The organism is Kitasatospora sp. NPDC001664, from assembly GCF_053596675.1.
On record NZ_JBSFGS010000084.1, the window covers coordinates 1 to 3,034 of the forward strand.

The window sequence follows — 3,034 nt, forward strand, 5'->3', positions numbered from 1 at the left end:
GTCTGTGGTCGACCGGGACCTGGGGTCACCCGGGTGCGTACCTGGTGCTGCAGAACGACGCCAACCTGGTGCTCTACGACGCCGATGGGGTCCAGGCGCTCTGGGCCAGCAACACCTACTGGAAGTCGCTGAAGTACTGACGGTCCCTCAGCACCCCGCGCGGGGGCGGCACCCGGTTCTCCGGGCGCCGCCCCCGTGCTACTGTCCGGGCCGTCCCCATGGTCTGGACCGCAGGCGGGAAATCATGCCGGTAGCACCCGAGGGGAGGACGATCCTCTCGGTCGTCGTCCCGATGTACGACGAGGAGGCCGCGCTGCCGGCCCTGGTGGCCAGACTGCGCCCGGCGCTGGACGGGGCCGGGGTGTCGTACGAGGTCGTCGCGGTGGACGACGGGAGCGCGGACCGGACGGCCGAGCTGCTGGAGAAGGAGCGGGCCGGGTGGCCGGAGCTCAGGGTGGTCAGACTGCGGTCGAACGCCGGGCACCAGGCCGCGCTGACGGCGGGGCTGCACGCGGCCGTCGGCGCGTACGTGGCCAGCATCGACGCCGACCTCCAGGACCCGCCGGAGAAGATCCCCGAGATGCTGGAGCTGGCCCGGGCCGAGGGGCTGGACATCGTCTACGGGGTGCGCACGGACCGGTCCACCGACACCGCCTTCAAGCGGCGGACGGCCGGGGCGTACTACTGGCTGGTGCGCAGGCTGGTCGGCAAGCGGGTGACGGCCCAGGCGGGTGATTTCCGGCTGCTCAGCCGGGTCGCGGTGGAGGCGCTCAAGGAGCTGCCGACCGATCAGCAGCAGGTCTACCGGCTGCTGGTGCCCTGGCTGGGCTTCCCCAGCGGGCAGGTGACCTACCAGCGGGCGGAGCGGGTCGCCGGGAGCAGCAAGTACTCGGTCGGCAAGATGGTCCGGCTCGCGATGGAGAGCGTCACCACCTTCTCGGCGGCCCCGCTGCGGCTGGCCACCTGGCTGGGCGTGGCCAGCTTCCTGCTCTGCCTGCTGATGGTGGTGTGGAGCATCGGGGTGCACCTGGCCGGCTCCACCGTGCCGGGCTGGACCTCGCTGTTCGTGGCGGTGCTCTTCCTGGGCAGCGTGCAGCTGATCTGCGTCGGCCTGCTGGGCGAGTACGTGGGCCGGATCTACACCGCCGTCCAGCACCGCCCCACCTACTTCGTGGCCTCCGACTCGGCCTCCGGCGCGGCTCCCGACTCGGCCTCCGGCCCGGCGTGGGAGGGCGGCGTACCGGAGGCTGGACCGTGACGATGGTCCTGGACGGGGCTCGGTAGAATCTGCGAGTCTGGTCTAGACCACATCTACGCGTACGAATCAGAACGGTGGAGCCATGGAAATCGTGATCGTCCCCGACGCCGCCGCGGGCGGCGAGCTCATCGCCTCGGCCATCGCCGAGCTGGTGGCGCGCAAGCCCGACGCGCTGGTCGGGGTGGCCACCGGCTCCACGCCGCTGCCGATCTACACCGCGCTGACCACCAAGGTGGCGGGCGGCCTGGACGTCTCCCGGGTCCGGATCTGCCAGCTGGACGAGTACGTCGGCCTGCCCGCCGGGCACCCGGAGTCCTACCGCTCCACCGTGATCCGCCAGGTGGTGGAGCCGCTCGGCCTGAGCGAGGCCTCCTTCATCGGCCCGGACGGCACCGCCGAGGACGTCGCGGCCGAGGCCATCCACTACGACCGCGCGCTGGCCGAGGCCGGCGGCGTGGACTTCCAGATCCTCGGGATCGGCACCGACGGGCACATCGGCTTCAACGAGCCCTGCTCCTCGCTCGCCTCGCGCACGCGGATCAAGACCCTGACCGAGCAGACCCGGGTCGACAACGCGCGCTTCTTCGAGGACGACATCGAGCAGGTCCCGCACCACGTCATCACCCAGGGCATCGGCACCATCCTGGAGGCCCGTCACGTGGTCCTGCTGGCCACCGGCGCCAACAAGGCCGACGCCGTCGCCGCCACCGTCGAGGGCCCGCTCTCCGCGCTGGTCCCGGCCTCGGCCCTGCAGCTCCACCCGCACGCCACCGTGGTGGTCGACGAGGCCGCCGCAGCCGGCCTCAAGCTGGCCGACTACTTCCGCGCCACCTACGCCGCGAAGCCGGACTGGCAGTCGATCTGACGCAGTACCGCGCCCGTCGTGCGGGAGCCGTGGTCCCTCCGGGGGCCACGGCTCCCGTGCGTTCCGGGCCGCATCAGGCCGCCGGGAGGGTGAGGAGCACGGTGGTGCCGCCGCCGGTGGTGTCCTCGACGTCGAGGGTGCCGTCCATGGCTTCGGCGAGGCCGCGGTGGCGGGGCGGTCGCGCTCCAGGGCGGCGCCGACGTGGACGGCGTCAGCGGTCCGCTGACGCCGTCCGTACGGGTGATCGGGTGTTCCTTACCGCGTCTCGGCGCGGTCCGGGGTCCGGCCCGGCTGCTCCGGCTCGCCGCGCCGCACCGCGCCCGGGGCGCGGCGGGCCGGGCGGTCCGCCCGGGCCGAGGAGTTGAGCTGCCAGGGGACCGAGATGACCATCACGCCGGGGGTGAAGAGCAGGCGGCTCTTCAGCCAGAGCGCGGACTGGTTGTGCAGCAGGGTCTCCCACCAGTGGCCGACCACGTACTCGGGGATGAACACCGCCACGGCGTCGCCGGGGCTGGCCTGCCGCACCGAGCGGACGTAGGCGGTCACCGGCTTGGTGATCTCCCGGTAGGGCGAGGCGAGTTGCTTCAGCGGGACGTCCAGCCCGGCGGCGTCCCACTGCGCGCGCAGCTCGCTCACCGCCTCGGGCTCCACGGCGACGGTGAGCGCCTCCAGGTCGTCCAGCTGGAAGGCCTGTGCGTAGGTGAGCGCGCGCAGGGTGGGCTTGTGCAGCCGGGAGACCAGCACGATCCCGTGCACCCGGGCCGGGCGGACGGAGTCCTCCTGAGGATCCGTCACCGAGAGCTCGGCGGAGACCCGGTCGTAGTGGCGGCGGATGCCGCGCATCATCATCCAGAGCGCGGCGGCGGCCAGGACGGCCAGCCAGGCGCCCTGGGTGAACTTGGTGGCCAGCA

The 3,034-nt window shown here is 72.6% G+C and carries 2 protein-coding genes and 1 pseudogene; 2 read left to right on the plus strand and 1 reads right to left on the minus strand.

What is annotated here, in order from left to right:
* Positions 1-244: 244 nt before the first annotated feature.
* Together ACWCYY_RS40735 and nagB are read left to right on the plus strand one after the other, a co-directional pair.
* Positions 245-1,258 (plus strand): glycosyltransferase family 2 protein, encoded by a 1,014-nt coding sequence (locus tag ACWCYY_RS40735; protein WP_380149382.1) that lies wholly within the window; start codon positions 245-247, stop codon positions 1,256-1,258.
* Between the two features lie 82 nt (positions 1,259-1,340).
* Positions 1,341-2,123 (plus strand): glucosamine-6-phosphate deaminase, encoded by a 783-nt coding sequence (nagB, locus tag ACWCYY_RS40740; protein ID WP_345280366.1) that lies wholly within the window; start codon positions 1,341-1,343, stop codon positions 2,121-2,123.
* Between the two features lie 255 nt (positions 2,124-2,378).
* Here the strand turns inward: nagB and ACWCYY_RS40745 are convergent.
* Positions 2,379-3,034: pseudogene (locus ACWCYY_RS40745) on the minus strand (DNA-binding protein); the annotation flags it as partial.

Excerpts from the sequence above, each read along its gene's own strand:
- ACWCYY_RS40735 (WP_380149382.1), top strand. The coding sequence starts at position 245 with ATGCCGGTAGCACCCGAGGGGAGGACGATCCTCTCGGTCGTCGTCCCG.
- nagB (WP_345280366.1), top strand. The coding sequence starts at position 1,341 with ATGGAAATCGTGATCGTCCCCGACGCCGCCGCGGGCGGCGAGCTCATC.